The following is a 21561-nucleotide window of genomic DNA, read 5'->3' as shown; positions in this document are numbered from 1 at the left end:
AGTATAGAGACAGAATGAAAACTGAAAGAGGGTAAGAAGTATGTGTGGTTTTGTAGGATGTTTATGTGAAAACCCTAGAGAGTTTTCAGAAACAGAAAAACATCAATTTGAAAATATGAACACGATGATTTTCCACCGTGGTCCAGATGACGAAGGATATTTTCGTGATGAACATGTACAATTTGGCTTCCGCCGTTTAAGCATCATTGACTTAGAGGCAGGACATCAGCCGCTAACTTATGAAAATGATCGATATGTAATTATTTTTAATGGTGAAATTTACAACTATGTAGAATTACGTGAAATGTTACTTGAAAAAGGTGCAACGTTTGCAACGCAATCTGATACAGAAGTTATCATTGCATTGTATGCACATATGAAAGAAAAATGTGTAGACTACCTTCGTGGTATGTTTGCATTTATGATTTGGGATCGTGAAGAAAAGAAACTTTTCGGTGCACGTGACCACTTCGGTATTAAACCTTTATACATCGCACAACAAGGTGATACTACATTCTTCGCATCTGAGAAGAAAAGTATTATGCATGTGATGGAAGATAAAGGCGTTAATCCAACGTCACTACAACATTACTTTACGTACCAATATGGTCCAGAGCCAGAAACTTTAACAATTGATGTTAATAAAATCGAGCCTGGTCATTATTTCGTAAAAGAAATCGGTAAAGAGATGGAAATCCATCGCTACTGGAAACCTTATTTCAATGCTTCAAGTGCAACGAAAGAGGAGCATATCCAAGCAATTCGTGATGTGTTATATGATTCAGTAAAAGTGCATATGCGTAGTGATGTACCAGTAGGTTCATTCTTATCTGGTGGTATCGATTCATCTATCATCGCTTCTATCGCAAGAGAAATGAATCCAAATCTTTTAACATTCTCTGTTGGTTTTGAGCAACGTGGTTTCAGTGAAGTTGATGTTGCGAAAGAAACTGCTGAGAAATTAGGCGTTAAAAACCATAACGTATTCATTTCAGCGAAAGAATTTATGGATGAGTTCCCAAAAATCATTTGGCATATGGATGATCCTTTAGCTGATCCAGCAGCTGTACCATTGTACTTCGTTGCGAAAGAAGCACGTAAACATGTAACAGTTGTTCTTTCTGGTGAAGGCGCAGACGAGCTATTTGGTGGTTATAACATTTACCGTGAGCCAAACTCACTAAAAATGTTCTCTTACATTCCTAGCCCAGGTAAGAGCGTTCTAAAAGCATTAAGTGGTGCTCTTAAAGAAGGATTTAAAGGTAAGAGCTTCCTAGAGCGTGGATGTACACCAATTGAAGAGCGTTACTATGGAAATGCTAAAATCTTCCGTGAAGAAGAAAAAGCTGAATTAATGAAGTATTACAATGAAAGTGTTAACTATATGGATATCACGAAACCATTGTATAACGAGATTAAAGATTATGATGATGTAAGTAAAATGCAGTACATTGACATGTTCACATGGCTACGCGGTGACATTTTATTAAAAGCTGATAAAATGACAATGGCAAACTCATTAGAACTTCGTGTACCGTTCTTAGATAAAGAAGTATTCGATGTTGCATCTAAAATTCCAACTGAATTTAAGATTGCTAACGGAACTACGAAAGCTATTTTACGTGAAGCAGCACGCGGAATCGTTCCAGATCACGTATTAGATCGTAAAAAACTTGGATTCCCAGTACCAATTCGTCACTGGTTAAAAGACGAAATGCATGATTGGGCTATAAATATTATAAACGAAAGTAAGACAGAGCATTTAATCGACAAACAGTATGTATTAAACTTACTGGAAGCACATTGTGCAGATAAAGGCGATTATAGCCGTAAAATTTGGACTGTACTTGCGTTTATGGTATGGCACCAAATTTATGTTGAGCATAAATACGATACGAATAAGTTCCATGAAGAAACAAAACGTGCGTATAGTTTAGTTTAATTAGAAAAACCTTAAGATCGCATACGGTCTTAAGGTTTTTTTCATAAATAGGAAGTATTATTGATACAATAATAGTAAAAGGATGGACAACATATGATTACGTTTGAGAAAGTTACTGTAGAAAATGAAAGCGTTGTTAAAGAAATGTTTAAATCGCATAGTTTAGGTGAGAAAAAGGTACAGTACTGTGTGAAAGTTGATGATACATATATTGGTGTAATAGATTATAGTGTACAAGAGGAACGGGCTGTTTTATCACAGCTAATTATTCATTTTGATTACCAAGGTTACGGTTATGGTACAAATACGTATTTTACATTTGAAGAAATGATGAAACAAAGAAATGTGAAAGAAATAAAAGTGCTACAAGAGAAATTAACAGAAAAGGCGAAGTCTTTCATAGAGAGTTTTGGTTTTGCTTCAGAAGATGAAGAGTATGTAAAGAAAATATAACGATGATTATTTATGCGATACAATAAATATAAGGCAGGTGGATGTATGACGATGACTTCTGGTCTTGTATTAATTGGAGGGTGCTTTATAGTAGCAGAATTATGTCATATAATCATTCGGAAAAGAATGAGTAAGGAAAAAAAGCCGTATGAATTACAATACATCCCTGTCTTTTTCATTATGTTTTGTATGCTTAGTACATTACAAAATTTAATGAACTTTCCACCACTTGTAAATGTTTTTTTAAAGTTTGGTTTACTTTATAGTGGTGTTGGAATAGCACTTTTATTTATTTTATTTTGCATACGTTATGTTCACTATCAATCGTATATATTTATTTTAAATTGGTTAAAGCAAGATGATAGAAACCGCCTTACATAAGGCGGTTTTTTTATTTGCAATTGTAACAGAACCTGTACATTTCACATAAAATAGGACGAGTAGAAATGCAAACATATTACAAGAAAGGGGCGGGGCAATAAAATGAAACTTGTTATAGACGCAGGGCACGGTGGATATGATTCTGGTGCTGTTGGTAATGGTTTAGTAGAAAAAAACTTAACACTTCAAATTGCTAGACGCGTTCGAGACATTTTAACGGTAAATTACCCAATTACAATTAAAATGACACGTGATAGTGATGTGTTTATTTCTTTATCTGAACGTGCTAATATTGCTAATGCTTTCAGTGCGGATTATTTTATTTCATTTCATATTAATAGCGGCGGGGGTACAGGTTTTGAAAGTTATATTTATAATGCGTTATCCAATAGCAGCACTGCATATGCAAAGCAACAAAAAATGCATACAGCTGTCAATCCTGTATTAACAAAATATGGTCTTCGTGATCGAGGAGCAAAAAAAGAAAATTATGCGGTATTAAGAGAAACCACAATGGATGCAATTTTAACTGAGACTGCTTTTATTGATACAGCGTTTGATGCAAATTTATTAAAAAATCCACAATTTATTGAAGATCTAAGTCAAGCGTATGCAAATGGAATAGCAGCTATTTTTGGAGTAGCTCCAAATCTACAACCCCCTAACCCACAACCGACACCTCAAACGAAGGGAATCGCTTATATTCTTGGGAAAAATGTAAATTTAAGAAATGGTCCATCAACTTCTTCCTCAGTTATTCGTCAATTAAATTCTCCAGAATCTTACGTTGTATATCAGGAAAGTAACGGATGGCTAGATTTGGGGAATGGGCAATGGGTGTATAATGATCCTTCGTACATTAATTTTGTAAAGACAAGCAATAGTGATGGAAGCCCGATTGGGGTTGCATATATACAAGGGATGAATGTAAATTTAAGAAGTGGTCCATCAACTACATCTGCAGTTATCCGCCAATTAAATTCTCCAGAATCTTATTTAGTATATATAAATGAAAATGGTTGGTTAAACCTTGGTGGAAATCAGTGGGTATATAATGACCCAGCGTATATTAAATATACTCAATATTAGGAATTAAAATGATAATGCAATATGGATGCGTATCCTTGTTATGTATAACAAGGATACGCATTTTAATAACAACATTTATTTTCATACTTATGCACTATGTTTTAAAAAGAAACATTAGAAAAGCGGATAGAATCTAAATAGTATATATTAAAAAAGTTATCTTATATACATTGACAATGTATATAAGATACATTAATCTTTAAATGTTAATGATAATCGATTTCATCTAGGGAGGACATATGATACATACTAAAAAACTAATTATGTTCTGCATTATGATACTCATGGTTGTAATTGCAGGATGTAGTAAAGAAGAGAAAAAAGAAAATAATATATCAGCGAAAGCAAAAGATTCATATACGGTAAAGCATGCAATGGGTGAAACGACAGTAAATGGTACACCTAAAAAAGTTGTTGTTTTAACAAATGAAGGCGCAGAGGCTCTCCTAGCTGTGGGCGTAACGCCAGTGGGGACTACGAAACCACGTGCTGGTGATGAATGGTATCCTCATTTAGCGAAAGAGTTAAAAAACACGGAAGTTGTAGGAACTGAACGTGATATTAATTTAGAGGCTGTAATGAAGCTTAAGCCAGATTTAATTATCGGAAATAAAATGCGTCATGAAAAAATATATGATCAGCTAAAAGAAATCGCACCAACTGTTTATGCAGAAACATTACGCGGTGATTGGAAAGAAAACTTTACACTTTATACAAAAGCTGTAAATAAAGAAAAAGAAGGGCAAAAAGCTCTTGATGATTATAAAAAACGCATTGAAGGAATGAAAGAGAAGTTAGGCGATAAATTGAATTCTAAAGTTTCTATTATTCGTTTCGTGCCAGGTGATGTTCGTATTTATCAAAAAAACTCATTCTCGGGTGTTGTTTTAAATGATATTGGATTTAAACGACCACCATTACAAGATAAAGATGATTTTGCGATAAAAGGAATTACAAAAGAGCAGATTCCAAATATGGACGGAGACTACTTATTCTATTTCACGTCTGATAAAGATGCAGATAAGAATAATGAAGGAAATTCGTTAGCGAAGGAATGGACAGAAGATCCACTCTTTAAGCAACTACAGGCTTCTAAAAATAATAAAGTATTCCAAGTAGATGAAGTGATTTGGAATACAGCAGGTGGTATTGTAGCTGCAAATCTTATGTTAGATGATATTGAAAAATATTTTCTGAAGTAAATGAATAGTCGAGTGCATCCCTTTAAATAAGTGATGCACTTTTTTGTTTGTTAAAATACAGAAAATTCCTTCTTTTGAGTGTAGATAAGTTGTACAATTAAAACAATCATGTGATAAAGGAGTGGGGAAGAATGAAAGCTACTCATAAAGATTGGATTTTATTTAACGGAAGAATTGTAAATACGAAGGAAGAACAGCCGATGATTCCATTAGAGGAGAGAGGCTTTCAATTTGGTGATGGTATATACGAGGTATTCAGACTATATGACGGGAAGCCACATTTATTAGATTTACATTTAGAACGATTCTTTAACTCTATGGCAGAAATAAAACTAATTCCACCATTTACGAAGGAAGAATTAGTAGAAGAGTTATATCAAATGATTGAAAAAAATCAGTTTCAAGAAGATGGGAATGTATATTTACAAATATCAAGAGGTACACAACCGCGCAATCATGTATATGAATCAGATTTACAACCGACATATTTTGCAAATCTTGTTTCGTTCCCAAGACCAGTTGCTTCAATGGAGGCAGGGATTAAGGTGACAGTAGAAGAGGACATCAGGTGGAAGTTTTGCCATATAAAATCTTTAAATTTGCTTCCTAATATCATGATCAAAAACAAAATAAATGAACAAGGGTATCAAGAAGCAATATTAGTACGAGATGGTATTGTGACTGAAGGGTGTCATTCCAATTTCTTTATCGTGAAGAATAATAAGTTGATTACACATCCAGCGGATCATTTCATTTTACATGGTATTACACGTCACTACGTAATTACATTAGCGAAAGAGTTACATATCGATGTAGAGGAACGAGAGTTTTCATTACAAGAAGTATATGACGCTGAGGAGTGCTTTTTTACAGCGACGCCACTTGAAATATTCCCAGTCGTTCAAATTGGTGATGAACAGTTCGGGGCTGGTGAAAGAGGACCAATTACGAAAAAACTACAAGCTGCATACGAAGAGAGTATTCGTTTGTTTAAAGTGACAAATTAATCATGAAGAAAAAAGCTGGTATTCTTCCGGCTTTTTTTCATGATATAATTCAAGCATAGGACAAGTTTTGAAAACGCTGTAAAAAGGGGATTTAATATATGAATTATGAAGATTTTAAAGAAGTAATTCACGGAAGACGAAGTGTTAGAAAGTTTACAGATCAAGAAGTATCTACTAATGATATAAAAGAAATAATTGATTGTGCTCGTTACGCACCGAGTGATACGAATTCACAAACGTGGGAATTCTTAGTTATCATGAATCGAGAGAAGATTAAAGAAATTGAACAAATGACATGGGATGCATTACATAAACTTGCGGCAAAAGCAGCAGAAAATGGAGAAGAGAAAGCAGGGAAATTACTTACACGTTCTTTCGGACCATATGCAACAGCTTTCTCGGAGGCACCAGTATTAATTGTATGTTTGGCAACACCATATGAATCAAAGTTCCGTGAAAAGATATTTGATCCAATTGCTTTTGTTCCAGATTCCGTTTGGGAAGAAGAAGGCATTAAGAGTAGCTGTTTAGCGGCACAAAACTTAATGTTAGCTGCACATGCAAAGGGACTTGGTACTTGTCCAATGACAGGGCCAGTATTGCTAGCTCAAGATGAACTGCGCCAATATTTACAAATTGCGCCTGAAAAACAAATAAATATGGTTATTTCACTCGGATTTCCGAAAGATAAACCGAAGAAACTTCCAAGAAAAGAAGTAGATGAGATTACAACGTTTGTTTTTTAATTGCTGTATAGAAAAGACATTGAACTAACAATGTCTTTTTATTTTTGAGGGTATGTAATTCATATGTTGGGCTAAAATGATAGATAAGAGGGAATTACTATTTATTTCATAAAAAAAATTAATGTTCTATTAAGGAAAGTATGATACATTAATCGTGAGCAAGATTCTATTTGTTCATGAAAGTGTTGAAAGTAGTCTCAAAATTTAAAAGTTATTTTTGTATAATAAATTATAATGAAGTTACAGGGGGGATGAATTTTGAAAAAATTCATAATCACTGGATTGTCTGTATTGTTATTAGTTGGTTGCGGTGCTCCACAGGAAAAAGAGGACGCGCAATCAAAACAGGAAGAACAAGTTGTAAACGCAAGTGATGAGAATATGGTTGTATTTCCTGAAGGAGCAATGTCAATTGGAGAAGGGAAAGTAAAAGTTATTACTCCAGATGGTACTTCTGAAAACGGCAATATACCGACTGTATTCATCAAAAAGGATACGTTAATTCAGCAAGTTGAATTAGAACTTTCTAATTTTCAAAGTGATAAAGAAACATTCGTATTTGTAGATCAAATGTATACAGATAAACATCAAGTAACTAGTACAACGCAGACAACAGTGCAGTTAAAAGAAAAAACGCTGGAAACAGGTAGTCATACAATTACTGCAGTTCAGTATGAAAACAATGACCCGAAAGGAAAGGTTATTAGTTTTAATCAAGCAACATTTGAGACAAAACCTGCGTCTTAACAAGAATAAAAAGTACATTACTCAAAAAGTAGTGTGCTTTTTTGTTTGGACTAGAGTGTGCAAGAGTGAATAACTTATTTCATTTTCTAATACGATTAAATAGGAAGTAATCACTTGTTACTACTATGACAGAGAAAGAGGTTGAAGATGTGAATCGGTGTATTCGTATCGTCTTGATTAGTATGATGATGGCAGTATTTTGGTTTACGATACAAGAGATGATTCAAGCTACGCTCAATTATCAAATTCATGACTTATTAATAGGAGCTATTTATTTTACCATTGTTTATCTATTATATCCCGCACTAACGGGCAGTAAGACCTTACCTTAAAACTCGGTATAGGTGAGGAGATTAGGTGGGAGATCAACTGCCTGTAAATGCACGATTGATGAGGGCTGATAATCATTGGAGATGAACAAACTCTCCAATGATTAAAGTTTCACTTTATGATAAACTCGGATTAAGGTGAGTTTTGCAAGAAAAATGTAGGTATTTCATTTGAAATGTCGAATAGTACATACGATGTCGTAATAACAAATTTTCTATTGTTTACTGTGAAACAGGAGAAGGAGAGATAGTAATGAAACGAGCTCTTATAAATATTGATTATACATATGATTTTGTAGCTGAGAAAGGCGCTTTAACATGCGGGAAACCAGGACAGGAAATTGAGAAGGAAATTGTACATATAACGAAGCAATATATTGAAAATGGAGATTACGTTGTCTTTGCTATTGATAAACATGAAGAAAATGATGTATATCATCCAGAATCAAAGTTATTCCCGCCTCATAATATAGCTGGTACAAATGGAAGAGATTTGTTTGGTGAATTACAAGATGTGTACGAAACATATAAAAATGCAGAGAATGTATATTACATGGATAAAACACGGTATAGTGCATTTGCAGGAACAGACTTAGAGATGAAGCTAAGAGAAAGAGGAATAGCAGAAGTTCATCTTGTAGGTGTTTGTACTGATATTTGTGTTCTTCATACAGCAGTAGATGCTTATAATAAAGGGTTTAAAATTGTTGTTTATGAAAAGGCGGTTGCATCTTTTAATGCACAAGGGCATGAATATGCACTTGGACATTTTAAGTCATGCCTACATGCAGAAGTGAAGTGAAAAAAGAGGCCTTTAAAAAAGGTCTCTTTTATTTGTCCTTGTTCATTGAAAACAGCTACCGCAACGCCTAATAAATTGAGTGGTCTTGATCCGACAACTTCTCTAATTTCTTCGATATACCCCATTGTAGGTAACCTCATTAAGGAAAAATAAGAGCATATAAACTATTCGTTATTATATAAATATATTCCTCTTTATAAATGTAAGAGATGTCAAATATCTCATGTGTTTTATTTGGTAAAATATACATCAAAAAAGGTCAAACAAAAACTTTGACCTTTTTTGACCAAATGTTATAATAAAGGCAGAAAGAGATAATCTTTCATTCATAAATAATAAGGAGGAAAAAATATGCGTAATTTATTTCCAGAGATAACAAAACGTCAAAATGGTATTTTTGATTTTGGGCCTTCTTTATTAGAAGGGATGACAGATGCTTTCTTTAAGCCACTGAACATGGATACTTTTAAAGTAGATGTTCATGAGCAATCTGATAAATATACTGTGAAAGCAGATTTACCAGGTTTTCAAAAAGAAAACATTCAAGTTGATTTTGAACAAGATGTATTAACGATTCAAGCAACTAATCATAATGAAGTAGAAGAAAAAAATGAGAATGGCACATATATTCGTAAAGAACGTTCTATAGGTTCTGTAACTCGACGCTTTAGTTTTAAACAAGTTGAGGAAGAAAATGTTAGAGCAAATTATAAAGATGGCGTACTGACAATTGAATTGCCAAAATTGAAAGAAGAAAAAAGTAGTAAGACAACAATTAATATCGAATAAAAGAGCTGATAAATTCAGCTCTTTTTTTACGTAGTTAATGAATAAATGAGTTGAAATCGTAATGAGATGGATAAAGTTTTAACGTATAAAAAAATTTCACGATTTGCTCCCCCTTAGGTTATTAAAAAGGGTATATTTAAAGGGAAAGGAAAAAGAACAGCTAGACATACTGTTTAAAGTGAATTAGTAATAGAGTCAAAATACATAGTAAGGGTAGCGGCATTTTAGATTAGGATAATAGATTTTTCTGGAACAAACTTAGGCGATTATGAATTTTTTAATTAGTAAGGAAGTGGTTAAATGAGCTTATTAACGTATACGGAAGAATTTTTTAATTATGTAAGAGAGTTTTTACTTTTAAGATTTTTACTATTTGCTTTAGTTTTAATCATTATTTCTTTTGTAATAAACCGTATTATTGATTGGTTTTTTAGGAAATCAAGCTTTTTTGATGAAGAGGTAGAGCAGACGATTCAAAGTGTAATTCGATCTATTTTTAGATATATCATTATCATCAGTCTTATCATATATTTAATTAGCCAATTTGTAGATATAAAAAGTATTATTGCAGGTGCAGGGATAGCTGGAGTTGTCATCGGTTTTGCTGCACAACAGATGTTAAAAGATGTTATATTAGGCTTTGCAAGATTAGCGGACAAAGAGTTTCGGGTTGGTGATTTTGTAACTTTTAACGGAACAAATTCAGGAACTATTGAAGAGATTAGTATTCGTTTTATGCAAATTCGTGAATGGTCAGGAAAACTACTTACCATCCCGCACGGAGAGATTAGAACGATACAAAATTTTAATAAAGGATGGATGCGTGTAATTGAACGCATCACGGTAAGTTATCAGGAAGATCCAACAAGAGTGAAGGAATTGTTAGAAGAAGTATGTGTTATATGCAATGAAAAATTGAATCAAACTCTTTATAGAGTAGAGGATGAGGCTGTTGAACCATTTAAATACGTCGGTGTTACAGACTTAAATCCTAACTTGAAATATGTTGGCTATGAATTTTGTATTACAGGTTTAATAAAGCCAGAAGATTATTTTGAAACTTCTAGACAAGTAAGATTTGAATTAATGTCTATGTTCCATAAAAATCAAGTGCAAATGCCAGCAGCGAATATGGTTGTTACTACTGAAGGTTTACAGCATATCCATGGTGGACAATCTTTATCGGACAGCTAAAGTAGAATCGTTTGTTAACAAAAATTCTGCTTCCAACATTGGATAGAATAACAATAATAAAATGATTGATATAAAGAAAGGGCTGAAGGAATTCGGTTCTTTTTTTATTTATAGAATTTAGAAATTTCTTAATGTTATAATTGTAGTTGGTGATGAGAATGAACTTTGAAGAAAAAGAGATGCGTCGTTTAGAAGCATTAAAAGAAATTGCTGAATTATTAAATGAAGCAACAAACTTACAGGATATGTTAGAAAAAGTGTTGCATACATTGTTACAAGTAATGAATTTACAAACAGGGTGGATATTCTTTATTGATGAAAGTGGAAAGCACAGTATGCTTGTAGACGAAAATTTACCAGAGGCTCTTACGTGGCAAAAGAAGAAGCCGATGTGTGAAGGAAACTGTTGGTGTGTAGAACGTTTTGTGAATGGGAGATTGGAAAAAGCGACTAATATTATTGAATGTAAGCGAATAGAAGATGCAATTGAATGTAATTGGGGAGAGACAGAAGATGTTACACATCATGCGACAATTCCGCTTAGGTCTGGATCAGAAAAATTTGGTCTACTAAATGTGGCTGCACCTCATAAGACTCATTTTTCTGAGGAAGAGTTAGCATTATTAGAATCAATTGCATTTCAAATTGGAACGACAATACAACGTATTCAATTAGTTGAGAAAGAACGTAAATATGTAGTGGTAGCGGAAAGAAATCGACTTGCACGTGATTTACATGATTCAGTAAAACAATTGTTATTTTCTATTATGCTAACAGCGAAAGGTACTCTGAATATGACGCAAGATAGAGAATTGCAAGAGATGTTAAGTTATATTGGGGAATTATCACAAGAAGCATTACAAGAGATGACGCTATTAATTTGGCAATTAAGACCTGAAGGATTGGAGAAAGGATTAGCAGAAGCAATTCAAAATTACGGGAATTTATTAGGAGTTCAAGTGGAAGTTCGAATTGATGGGATGGTTTCAATGGGGGATGAAATAGAAGAAGTTTTATGGCGTATTAGCCAAGAGGCGCTACATAATTGTAAAAAGCATGCTTCGTGTGAAAAGGTACATATTCTTTTGAAAATAGAAAATAACCAGTTACATTTTTACATAGAAGACAATGGAATAGGATTTATACAAGAACAAGTAAGGGAATCAGCACTTGGCCTGAAAAGTATGAAGGAACGTATTCAGTTAATGAAGGGATCGTTTCAAATTATAACAGAGCTGAAAAGGGGTACAAAAATAGAAATTCAATTGCCGATTTGAAGGGGAGAATAAGGTTGAAGATTAAACTGCTACTAGTTGAGGATCATCATATCGTTCGAAGAGGACTTGTATTCTTTTTGAAAACGAGAGAAGAATTTGAAATTATTGGGGAAGCGGAAAATGGCGAAGAGGCATTACATTTCGTGCAAAAAGAAAGACCAGATGTCGTACTAATGGATGTATCGATGCCGAAAATGGATGGAATTGAGGCAACAAAACGTCTAAAGCAATATGATGAGACAATAAAGGTACTTATATTAAGTAGTTTTTCAGAGCAAGATTATGTTATACCAGCACTTGAAGCTGGAGCAGATGGTTATCAATTAAAAGAAGTACAACCTGAGCAACTTGTCGCTTCTATTATTGCAGTACATCAAGGAAATGCGAATTTTCACCCGAAAGTAACACCTGCATTAATGGGGCGTTCTGCAGTAAAGAAGGAAGTAGAAAATCCTTTTTCAATGTTAACGAAAAGAGAGCAAGAGGTACTTCGCGAAATTGCGAAAGGAAGAAGCAACAAGGAGATTGCAGCAGAACTTCATATTACAGAACAAACTGTGAAAACACACGTTTCAAACGTTTTAGCTAAATTGGAAGTGGATGATCGTACGCAAGCCGCATTATACGCAGTGAAACATGGAGAGAATTATTCATAAGCATGAATAATTCTGTTATATCGTATGACAGAATACATAGGAGCAATTAAAAATTATAGTAATCCCTAATATAGGTTTTTCTTCTTTCGATAATTAGGTACAATAAAGTGAAACTCTAATCAGTGGAGGACCATCCCCACTGATGATTAGTTCAACTAATCGGTTTTTACAGGATAAAGCTACGATGGAAGGGGAGGATATGCTATGCCTGGTACAAGAAGTGGGATTGGAAAGATTCAGGCTTCGTTAAATGGTTTATCACCGAAATTGCGAAGTATTGCCGAACATATTTTGAAACATCCACAAGATGTTGTACATAAATCTATTACAGAATTAGCTGAAGTTACGAATAGTTCCGAAGCTACGATATTCCGCTTATGTAAAAACCTTGGTTTGCAAGGTTTTCAAGATTTAAAGATTACATTAGCTCGTGAAATTGTACATACACCGATGCAAAATATCCATGAAGAGGTATCAGCAGAAGATAGTATGGTAACTGTTGCTAAAAAAGTTTTTCATTCGCATATTACAGGACTGCAAGATACTTTACATTTGCTTAATGAAACGGCACTTGAGCAGGCTGTACGAGCCTTACAAGAAGCAAGTCGAATTGAGTTTTATGGAAATGGTGGCTCTGGTATTATTGCAATGGATGCGTATCATAAGTTTATGAGAACGGGTATTTCTTGTATCGCTCATACTGATTCGCATTTTCAAATTATGGGGGCAGGTTTACTCTCGGAAAATTCAGTTGTTATTGGTATTTCTCATTCTGGTAGCAATAAAGGATTACTTGAAGCGTTAGAAGTAGCGAAAGCAAGAGGAGCCAAAATTATTGCGATTACGAGCTATAAGAAATCAGCATTAAGTCAACTTGCTGATATAACGTTATATACATCAACACGTGAGACTGAATTCCGCACAGAAGCAAGTTCATCACGATTAGCACAGTTAAGCTTATTAGATACTTTGTATGTAGGGTTGTCGTTGCAGCGACAAGAGGAAACTCTAAAAAATTTACAAAGTATACGTGAAACGATTTCGATGAAGCGAATATAAAAAAAGCTCTTCAAATGAAGAGCTTTCAGACTGTAGACAAACTATTTTTGGAGAGTTCAAATGCTAAAAATAGTTTGTTTCTTATTTTAGGGATAATTTATCCAATGGAATTTATATGTAGTGCTTTCTATACTATAATTTACTATAAGTGAGGAAGGTGTCTTATGAAAATATCTGTTTATGTTGCAAGTGCATTTAGCAAGGATCATAAAGGCGGAAATAAAGCAGGAGTGGTATTTATTGAGAATACATTGACCACTACTCAAAAAATGGAAATAGCCAAACAACTGGGCTATGCGGAAACCGCATTTATATCAGAATCTGAAATTGCTGATTATAAATTTGAGTATTTTACACCAAAAGAAGAAGTTGATTTATGTGGTCATGCCACAATTGGCTCTTTCGCGATACTGATGCATTTAAATAAACTTTTCAGGAATCGCTATACGATTGAAACGAACAGCGGTGTTCTTACTATTACTATAAAAGATGACATCATATTCATGGAACAAAATAAACCGATATTCTATGATGTTGTATCTCCAAACGAGTTCATCGACTGTTTTGATAGTAAAGATATAGAAAATAAATACCCAATTCAAATTGTCTCCACGGGCTTAAAAGATATTTTAATTCCTATAAAAAGCGAAACACAATTACATGCACTGCAACCTAATTTTGAAAAAATTAAAGAAATCAGCAAGTATTATAATGTTGTCGGGATGCATCTATATACTTTTAATGACAATCGAATTATATGCAGAAATTTTGCTCCGCTATACGACATCAATGAAGAAGCAGCGACTGGAACTTCGAACGGTGCATTAGCTTGCTACCTTTATGAACAGGACTACTTGAAAAAAGAAGTCTATGTATTTGAACAAGGTTATTCTTTACACTCGCCTTCTGAAATATTAGTTAAATTAGCAACCAATAGCAAAAATAAAATAGAAAAAGTTTATGTTGGTGGCAAAGGATATTACTGTGAAACTAAGTGTTTACATGTAGAAAATATTGAGTGAAGAGCTTTTTTATCGGTGAGAAGTTTGTTAATTTATTTTGTTTTAGAAATATGTGACTTACTTATAGTCAATGATAAACTCTCATTTTTAAAAATTTAAAATAAAGACCGATTTGTGTAATAATTCAAATATTGTTCATAATTTCACAAGTTGTTTATGAAGTGTCATGTTATGATGAAGATGTAATGATGATTGAACACTTAAATTTGGTAGAATAACTAGCCAAAGTAGTGAAGAAAGTAGTTGTGAGATAAACTCATTAAAATGCTAAAACACTAAAGGGGAGATCACATATGAAAGCAGTAGTGGTTAATAAAAACAGCAAAGCAAACATCGAAGTGATTGACAAAGAATTACGTCCGTTACACTCAGGTGAAGCGTTAGTAGATGTAGAGTATTGTGGAGTTTGCCACACTGATTTACACGTTGCGAATCATGATTTTGGTAACACTGATGGCCGTATTCTTGGTCATGAGGGTGTAGGTATTGTTACGAAAATAGCTGATGATGTTACTTCACTAAAGATAGGTGACCGTGTAAGTATTGCATGGATGTTCCAATCTTGTGGACGTTGTGAATATTGCGTAACTGGTAGAGAAACATTTTGCCGTGAAGTTAAAAACGCTGGTTATTCAGTGGATGGTGGTATGGCTGAACAATGTATCGTTACAGATGATTATGCGGTAAAAGTACCAGAAGGATTAGATCCTGCTCAAGCATCATCAATTACTTGTGCTGGTGTAACTACATATAAAGCTATTAAAGTATCAGATATTAAACCTAGTCAACCTATTGTAATCTATGGCTGCGGTGGATTAGGTAACTTAGCTATCCAATATGCTAAAAATGTATTTGGTGCAAAGGTAATCGCAGTAGATATTAATGACGACAAATTAGCCTTAGCGAAAGAAGTTGGTGCTGATATGACTATCAATCCAATTTCTCAAGGTCCTGCTGATAAAATTGTGCAAGAGGAGTTTGGTGGCGCTTATGCTGCGGTAGTAACAGCAGTCTCTAAAGTAGCCTTTAACTCAGCAGTTGATGCAGTACGTGCTTGCGGTAAAGTAGTTGCAGTAGGGCTACCAGTAGAAACAATGGACTTAAACATCCCACGACTTGTACTGGATGGAATTGAAGTAGTTGGTTCTCTAGTTGGTACTCGTAAAGATTTGGAAGAGGCGTTTATGTTCGGGGCAGAAGGAAAAGTAGTGCCGGTTGTTCAAACTTGTTCTCTAGATAAAGTACAAAATGTATTCGAAGAAATGGAACAAGGTAGAATTCAAGGGCGTATGGTAATTGATTTTAAAAAACATAATTGTGATTGCAAATAATTCACTTTAAATATAAAAAGCATGAGTCTAGCAAAGGACATGTAAAAAAGTTAGACAGTATAAGAAGATGATCCCTGTATTTAATAGGGATCATCTTCTTTATTTTCTACTAATATCGATGCCAATTAATACTTGATTAATGAGAAATGATTAAAGGTTTACTTTATTTGCAAACGAAAAGGAATCTTTATGTTTAACAAATTTTTTATGATCTGGAACGTTTTGAATTGCTACAATTTGCGAATCTCTTGCTTTCAGTGCATCTTGAATCCCGATGGTCATAAGCTTAATAAATAGAATCGTAATAAAGAATGAAGCGAGAGTATAAAAAATAATCCACCATGAAAGATTCATTTCATTACGATTTAATCCAATAAGACCTGCCCAATCATTAGATAGAGAAACAGGTTTGGGCACTCCGTCATAGAGTTCACGCATTTGTATGCCGCCAATTACAATGTTAAGCAACGCTAAATGGATAACGAGTATGAGTGTTTGGACGATATGTTCCATAAATAATACAAATAAGCGGTCAAGTAATAAGACTCGTAAGTGTTTTTTTATAATATGAAAACGACTAGCCCCCAGTAATTGTGAACTTAAGACGTAATCTTGTTTCATAAATTCATCAACTTCTGAGGATATGTATAAAGAAAGTGTAGGCAGAGCGACGAAAATAAGTACGAGTACTTGATAAAACGTAAATGAAATATTTGGATCTACCCCATCAGCATTTGATGTGATTATAATATTAACGGGCGTGATGAGTATGAATGCGATAAATAGAGTTGGAATATAATAAAAAACTTCTGAGCATGACTGGAAAAATCTCTTGAGTTTTGGAGCAAATAAACTTAAGAGGATTCCTATACATGTTCCGCATAAAATTCGAAAGAAGCTAATTGCCACGGCTAATAAAATAGTGAATTTTGCTCCTTCTACAATTTGTAAGAAAACAGACTCTCCAAAACGATCAGATCCAAAAGGTGGAATTAACGATGGCGGAAAGGGGGCCTTTCCAAGTAATTCGTTATTGTCATTGTAAAGTAACTGAGGAGGTTTTGGGATGTTATCTTTAAAGAACCAACTATAAATAAAACTAGCTGAAATAAGTATGAATAGATAAGTAAAGCCGATTAAAAAGCGTTTTGATTTCCAAATAGATTTCATAATGATACTCCTTTCAATTGCTTTTTCCATCTATTCATCATGAATGAGACTATTTGGAAAATGGCGTAAAATGGTAAAACAATCATAACAAGTATGATAAATGCAGCTGGAGGTGAAACAAACGCCTTATTAAATAAAAATTGAATAATGCCTTCCATATTAAAAACAAATTCTAAAATGAATAAATTAGAAAGTAAGAAAACAAAAATCGTTTTTAAATGGTGGAAGAAGTGGATAGATATATTTTTGAATAAATGAATGCATAGTATATAACTTGATGAAAGACCTTTTCCATATGCAACCTCTACGTAATGTTTTCCTTGCTCTTCTTTTATGTATAACACCATCATCCGAAACATTTGTAATGTAGGTAAGACAGCTAATGATAAAATAGGGAGTAAATAAGCTCGATTTTCATTAAAAGAAATAATAGTGACAGGAGATTCCCCAAATTTCTGAAGTACCCATATGAAAAATATTTGCAAACAAATCATCATCATCATATCAGGGACAGCTTCTAATATGAACACAATTCGGTTTATCCATTTTTTTATATAATCTTTTGCTAAAAAATAAAAAAATGCCATGCTAGATGATAAAAAGAGAGCAAGAAAAAAGGCTGAAAATAATATAGTAAATGAATATAGGTAAGGTTCTAAAACAGTTGGAAATAATGGTGTTTTTTTGAAATGGCCAAACTTCGGGTCTGATCCTATAATCACTAATGATTCAGGGGAAAAAACCTGTTTTAACATAGTAACGGTCTGATTAAAAAAATAAATTGGTTGAAAGGTAAATCCTTGTTGAGTGATAAATAAATAAGGTAAATTTAATAATAGTAAGAGTGATAAAAGAATTGATGAAAGCTTAATTGTGAATTGAGATATTTTATTTAACATTAAATCCCTCCGACATCTTTTTACAACATTATACAATAAATTTCGTTTTATTGTTTTTATTTTTCTGAAAAATAAAAATACTTTTCGGTTTTATAGTATGCAAGATATATTTACAAGGTAAAAAAGTGATAGTAGGGGGGCCACGCTCTATGTTTATCAAGATAAAAGACTAGTGAACCTAAAACAATAAATAAGAGCAAAATGCACAGAATTCTCATTCTGCGGTTAGTTACTTTTCTTGGCTTGATGGTGATGTTACGTGACCGCTAAAAATGAATAGTGCTTTTCAACTCTTTCTTCAAGCAAATAAGTAGAACGTATGGAGGACTATGTATGTGTTGTTAATGAGAGAAAAGAGTGTATTGCGTAACGAATATAACGTAATTTTACCCCATGGAAAAGCTAAATGTAGTATATAAGTGAAATGGAATGAAGGGATTTATTTTTTGATATGAAAAAAATTTTCTTTTTATAACTTGATAAATGAAAAAATATTTTATATACTAATTCATGTAAACGGTTTACTAAATCGTATTTTGCTAGAAATGAAGGGAAGATTCGCATGGAAACAAGGGGGAGAGTAATCGGGATTGATATCGGTACCACAAGTACAAAAACGGTTGTGTTCACAGAAAAAGGAAAAGTCATTGCATCACATGCAATCGATTACCCAATTATTCAACCGAATGTAGGATGGGCTGAGCAAGATCCTGATGTAATATGTGCCGCTGTATACAAAAGTGTAAGCGTTACCATTGAAAAAGGTAATGTATTACCAGAAGATATTTCTTCAATCGGTATTAGTACAGCTATGCACGCATTAATTGCAGTAGATGAAAATGGTGCGCCATTAACGCGTTCTATCATTTGGGCAGATAATCGAAGTACGAAGCAATCAGAAAAATTATTACAACAAATGAATGGGCATGAAATTTATAGACGTACAGGTACACCGATTCATCCGATGTCACCACTTTCTAAATTGTTATGGATGAAAGAAGAGGAACCAGAGTTATATACAAGTGCCTATAAATTCATTTCCATTAAAGAGTATGTGATTTACCAATTATTTTCACGCTACGTAGTTGATTATTCGATTGCTTCTGCTACGGGGTTATTTAATTTAGGAACATTAAACTGGGATAAAGATGTTTTAACTATGTTACATATGTCACCAGAAAAATTATCAACCCCTGTACCAACTACATATATTTTATCAGGTATGAAGCCAGAATTAGCACAGAAGATGGGGATAAGTGCAGAAACACCAATTGTCATCGGAGCAAGTGATGGGGTTCTTGCAAATGTAGGAGTTGGTGCGATATCACCGGGTGCGGCTGCAATTACGATTGGAACGAGTGGTGCGGTTCGAACAATCTCATCAAATATAAATACAGATGAGAAAGGGAGAACGTTTTGTTACGCATTAACAGATGAGCACTGGGTAATCGGTGGTCCAACGAATAACGGCGGAATATTACTGAGATGGTTACGTGATGAATTTGGTAGTCCAGAGCAAGAAGTAGCAAGAAAGCTCGGCATTGATCCTTATGATTTATTAATTAAATATGCAGAAAGCGTACCAGCTGGAGCGGATGGGCTATTGTTCTTACCTTTCTTATCTGGAGAACGCGCACCTTACTGGAATGCAAATGCTCGTGGTACATTCTTTGGAATCAATCTTCAACATAAGCGAGAACATTTTATACGTGCAGTGATGGAAGGTGTTTGTATGAGTGTATATTCAGTAGCACTCGCAATCAGGGATTGTACAGGGCCACTTACTGAAATACGAGTTTCAGGAGGGTTTGCAAAATCTGCATTTTGGAGACAAATGTTGTCCGATATGATGGGAAAAGAATTGCTTGTACCTGAAAGTCATGAAGCATCTGCGCTTGGGGCAGCGGCAGTTGCTTTGTATGCTGTAGGAAAAATTGATTCTCTTGAAGAGGTAAAGGATTGGATTGATATTGTCCATCATCATGTACCGAATAAAGAAAATACGGCTATATATTTAGAAATGTTTTATATGTATGAACGACTTTACAATCGCTTGAAAGAAGAATTTGATTGTATAGCTGCTTTCCAACGTAAAAAATAGGGGGATTGGGAGAAATGGTAGTTGGGATCGTACTAGCGGCAGTTGTCATACTACTTTTACTTATTACGGTAGTAAAATGGCATCCATTTGTCGCATTAATTTTAACAGCAATTGGTGTAGGATTAGCAATGGGAATGCCTTTAATTGGAACTTCACCAAAAGATCCAGGAATTATTGATTCTATTAAACTAGGACTTGGTAATACGTTAGGATTTTTAGCAATAGTTTTAGCACTAGGAACGATGCTTGGAAAAATGATGGCCGAATCTGGTGGTGCTGAACGTATCGCTAACACATTAATTAATCGTTTTGGGAAGAAACGAGTTCACTGGGCGATGATGTTCGTTGCATTTTTAGTAGGGATTCCGGTATTTTTCCAAGTTGGATTTGTACTATTAATTCCGTTAGTATTTACAATTGCATTAGAAACAGGGGTATCACTTATTACAATCGGTATCCCGCTAGTAGCAGGACTATCCGTTGTGCACGGACTAGTGCCGCCGCATCCAGCCGCAATGGCGGCAGTTGGTATTTTTAAAGCAGATGTAGGGAAGACAATTTTATATGCATTAATTGTCGGACTTCCAACTGCAATTATTTCAGGTCCACTTTACGGGAAATGGATTGGTGCTCGTATACATAAGGAAGTACCATTAGATATAGCGGAGCAATTTATTGAAAAAGATAATAAAAAAGAGCTTCCAAGCTTTGGGAATACATTGTTTACAATTTTACTTCCAGTATTTCTTATGCTTGGTGCATCAATAGCAGAAGTTGCATTAAATAAAACGAGTCAACTAGCACAAGTATTACACTTTATTGGAGATCCGATTGTGGCTTTATTAATTGCAACCATTTACTCTTTCTTTAGTCTTGGATATGCAAAAGGTTTCTCAAAAGATAAAGTGTTACAATTTACAAATGATTGCCTTGGACCTATTGCAAACATATTGTTAGTGATTGGTGCAGGCGGTGCATTTAATAAAGTATTATTAGATTCTGGAATTGGAACGACAATTGCAGATATGGCGAAAGAATCACATATTTCACCGATATTATTAGGGTGGGGAATTGCGGCACTTATTCGAATTGCAACTGGATCGGCAACTGTTTCTATGATGACAGCAGCTGGTATTGTTGCGCCGATTGCAGCAAGCACACCAGGTGTAAATGTTGAATTATTAGCACTTGCAACTGGTGCAGGGTCATTAATTTTATCACACGTGAATGATTCAGGATTTTGGATGATTAAAGAGTATTTCGGAATGACTGTGAAAGAAACATTATTAACATGGACTGCAATGGAGACTATATTATCTGTAGTAGCACTTGGGCTAATTTCGATATTAAATATATTTGTATAGA

At 34.1% G+C, this 21561-nt stretch carries 21 protein-coding genes and 1 pseudogene; 19 read left to right on the top strand and 3 right to left on the bottom strand.

Annotated features, from left to right (window positions below; translation table 11 throughout):
* The first annotated feature begins 40 nt into the window (after window positions 1-40).
* The 10 genes from asnB to QO049_RS14235 all read left to right on the top strand — a co-directional run bounded on the left by asnB (window position 41) and on the right by QO049_RS14235 (window position 8698).
* On the top strand, window positions 41-1942 hold the full coding sequence (gene asnB / locus QO049_RS14280; protein ID WP_000333816.1) for an asparagine synthase (glutamine-hydrolyzing): 1902 nt from the start codon (window positions 41-43) through the stop codon (window positions 1940-1942).
* 93 nt (window positions 1943-2035) lie between these two features.
* Window positions 2036-2395, top strand: coding sequence for a GNAT family N-acetyltransferase (locus tag QO049_RS14275; RefSeq protein WP_000627522.1), 360 nt, complete (start codon window positions 2036-2038; stop codon window positions 2393-2395).
* 51 nt (window positions 2396-2446) lie between these two features.
* Entirely contained in the window at window positions 2447-2776 is a 330-nt protein-coding gene (locus tag QO049_RS14270; protein WP_065704243.1) for a hypothetical protein, read from the top strand.
* 102 nt (window positions 2777-2878) lie between these two features.
* The gene (locus QO049_RS14265; RefSeq protein ID WP_246962637.1) at window positions 2879-3865 is read left to right on the top strand and encodes an N-acetylmuramoyl-L-alanine amidase; all 987 of its coding nucleotides are present in this window, start codon (window positions 2879-2881) and stop codon (window positions 3863-3865) included.
* A gap of 239 nt (window positions 3866-4104) precedes the next feature.
* A complete protein-coding gene (locus QO049_RS14260) occupies window positions 4105-5067 on the top strand; it encodes an ABC transporter substrate-binding protein (protein WP_000581991.1) in 963 nt (320 codons plus the stop codon).
* Between the two features lie 131 nt (window positions 5068-5198).
* The gene (dat, locus tag QO049_RS14255; RefSeq protein WP_000648368.1) at window positions 5199-6074 is read left to right on the top strand and encodes a D-amino-acid transaminase; all 876 of its coding nucleotides are present in this window, start codon (window positions 5199-5201) and stop codon (window positions 6072-6074) included.
* A gap of 98 nt (window positions 6075-6172) precedes the next feature.
* The gene (locus tag QO049_RS14250) at window positions 6173-6820 is read left to right on the top strand and encodes a nitroreductase family protein (protein ID WP_001105283.1); all 648 of its coding nucleotides are present in this window, start codon (window positions 6173-6175) and stop codon (window positions 6818-6820) included.
* A gap of 258 nt (window positions 6821-7078) precedes the next feature.
* The gene (locus QO049_RS14245; protein ID WP_000713496.1) at window positions 7079-7567 is read left to right on the top strand and encodes a putative periplasmic lipoprotein; all 489 of its coding nucleotides are present in this window, start codon (window positions 7079-7081) and stop codon (window positions 7565-7567) included.
* Window positions 7568-7692: 125 nt separating this feature from the next.
* A complete protein-coding gene (locus QO049_RS14240) occupies window positions 7693-7899 on the top strand; it encodes a hypothetical protein (protein WP_000136533.1) in 207 nt (68 codons plus the stop codon).
* Between the two features lie 250 nt (window positions 7900-8149).
* A complete protein-coding gene (locus tag QO049_RS14235) occupies window positions 8150-8698 on the top strand; it encodes a cysteine hydrolase family protein (protein ID WP_000816758.1) in 549 nt (182 codons plus the stop codon).
* A gap of 29 nt (window positions 8699-8727) precedes the next feature.
* Here QO049_RS14235 and QO049_RS14230 read toward each other — a convergent pair.
* Window positions 8728-8823, bottom strand: a pseudogene (locus QO049_RS14230) (DNA mismatch repair protein MutT); the annotation flags it as partial.
* Window positions 8824-9049: 226 nt separating this feature from the next.
* Between QO049_RS14230 and QO049_RS14225 the strand changes: the two are divergent.
* The 7 genes from QO049_RS14225 to adhP all read left to right on the top strand — a co-directional run bounded on the left by QO049_RS14225 (window position 9050) and on the right by adhP (window position 16026).
* Complete coding sequence (locus tag QO049_RS14225) at window positions 9050-9487, top strand: Hsp20/alpha crystallin family protein (protein ID WP_001245053.1); 438 nt, start codon at window positions 9050-9052, stop codon at window positions 9485-9487.
* 300 nt (window positions 9488-9787) lie between these two features.
* A complete protein-coding gene (locus tag QO049_RS14220; RefSeq protein WP_000055434.1) occupies window positions 9788-10681 on the top strand; it encodes a mechanosensitive ion channel family protein in 894 nt (297 codons plus the stop codon).
* Window positions 10682-10839: 158 nt separating this feature from the next.
* Window positions 10840-11958, top strand: coding sequence for a two-component system sensor histidine kinase CasK (casK, locus tag QO049_RS14215; RefSeq protein ID WP_144502077.1), 1119 nt, complete (start codon window positions 10840-10842; stop codon window positions 11956-11958).
* Window positions 11959-11972: 14 nt separating this feature from the next.
* The gene (casR, locus tag QO049_RS14210; protein ID WP_000694629.1) at window positions 11973-12614 is read left to right on the top strand and encodes a two-component system response regulator CasR; all 642 of its coding nucleotides are present in this window, start codon (window positions 11973-11975) and stop codon (window positions 12612-12614) included.
* Window positions 12615-12818: 204 nt separating this feature from the next.
* Complete coding sequence (locus tag QO049_RS14205) at window positions 12819-13673, top strand: MurR/RpiR family transcriptional regulator (protein WP_001119646.1); 855 nt, start codon at window positions 12819-12821, stop codon at window positions 13671-13673.
* A 164-nt stretch (window positions 13674-13837) separates the two neighbouring features.
* Window positions 13838-14695, top strand: a complete 858-nt coding sequence (locus tag QO049_RS14200) for a PhzF family phenazine biosynthesis protein (RefSeq protein ID WP_000704316.1) — start codon at window positions 13838-13840, stop codon at window positions 14693-14695.
* A 293-nt stretch (window positions 14696-14988) separates the two neighbouring features.
* Window positions 14989-16026 (top strand): alcohol dehydrogenase AdhP, encoded by a 1038-nt coding sequence (gene adhP / locus QO049_RS14195; protein WP_284489306.1) that lies wholly within the window; start codon window positions 14989-14991, stop codon window positions 16024-16026.
* A 150-nt stretch (window positions 16027-16176) separates the two neighbouring features.
* On the opposite strand, the gene QO049_RS14190 is transcribed toward adhP, so the two are convergent.
* Together QO049_RS14190 and QO049_RS14185 are read right to left on the bottom strand one after the other, a co-directional pair.
* Window positions 16177-17196 carry an ABC transporter permease gene (locus QO049_RS14190; RefSeq protein ID WP_003312014.1) on the bottom strand — a complete coding sequence of 340 codons (1020 nt, stop codon included), beginning with the start codon at window positions 17194-17196 and terminating at the stop codon, window positions 16177-16179.
* Entirely contained in the window at window positions 17193-18095 is a 903-nt protein-coding gene (locus tag QO049_RS14185) for an ABC transporter permease subunit (protein WP_144502075.1), read from the bottom strand. The genes QO049_RS14190 and QO049_RS14185 overlap by 4 nt, the downstream gene beginning before the upstream one ends.
* A gap of 562 nt (window positions 18096-18657) precedes the next feature.
* Between QO049_RS14185 and gntK the strand changes: the two genes are divergently transcribed.
* Entirely contained in the window at window positions 18658-20196 is a 1539-nt protein-coding gene (gene gntK, locus QO049_RS14180; RefSeq protein WP_284489305.1) for a gluconokinase, read from the top strand.
* 14 nt (window positions 20197-20210) lie between these two features.
* Window positions 20211-21560: a GntP family permease gene (locus QO049_RS14175; RefSeq protein ID WP_000260202.1), complete on the top strand. Its 1350-nt coding sequence runs from the start codon at window positions 20211-20213 to the stop codon at window positions 21558-21560.
* The last annotated feature ends 1 nt before the right edge of the window (window position 21561 follow it).

The organism is Bacillus sp. RB3, assembly GCF_030164735.1.
Lineage (GTDB): Bacteria > Bacillota > Bacilli > Bacillales > Bacillaceae_G > Bacillus_A > Bacillus_A cereus.
This window is presented reverse-complemented; position numbering and strand designations above follow the sequence as displayed.